Origin of the sequence: Paenibacillus lignilyticus (assembly GCF_017942085.1) — a bacterium.
Lineage (GTDB): Bacteria > Bacillota > Bacilli > Paenibacillales > Paenibacillaceae > Paenibacillus_Z > Paenibacillus_Z lignilyticus.
Genome location: NZ_JAGKSP010000052.1, coordinates 1 through 660, shown reverse-complemented (window position 1 = coordinate 660; position 660 = coordinate 1). Strand labels below are relative to the sequence as shown.

1 protein-coding gene is annotated in these 660 nt (G+C 46.7%); it reads left to right on the top strand.

The annotated features are described in order from the left end of the window. Nucleotides 1-120 precede the first annotated feature (120 nt). A partial coding sequence (locus tag I8J30_RS32655; RefSeq protein WP_210664500.1) for an IS110 family transposase occupies nt 121-660 on the top strand: 540 nt, incomplete at its 3' end.

Sequence of the window (660 nt, the reverse complement as noted above, 5' to 3'; positions counted from 1 at the left end):
CCCGTTAGAATTCCTGTAAAACGAATAATTTGGCGTTTGAACAAAAACGAGCGCCTCGGTACGATGGGGTTACGCACGAGGTCAAAAGCCTCAAAAAGCCCATCAGGAGGTCGCTCTACTATGAAGTTTAAGTCACAAGATAAGCAAAATCAACTCATTGAAAACATTACCGTTTCTCACCTTGTCGTCGGCGTAGACATCGCCCAGGAGGTTCATGTAGCCCGCGCTGTCAGCTTTTGCGGCATTGCCCTTGGTACTCCGCTCGAGTTTGGTAATGATCGTGAGGGCTTTAATCTATTTGAACGTTGGATCCAAGATCTGCTCAAAAGCTACAAGCTTACTAATGTCATTGTTGGAATGGAACCAACCGGCCACTACTGGTTCAGTTTAGCTCGTTCGCTTGTCTCTCAAGGCATTGAGGCTGTTTTGGTTAATCCTCATCTCGTCAAAAAGAACAAGGAAAACCGGGACAATACACCTTCTAAAAGTGACCTGGAGGATGCCCTTGTCATTGCAGATATGATCAAAAACGGGTACTACTCCCCTGTTCGTTTTCATTCGGAAGCATACGAGGAACTGCGTATTCTCATGGCAAACCGAGAGACGGTTACCAAGCGCCTCAACAGTGCGGTCAATCAGATTCATCGGTGGGTAGACATC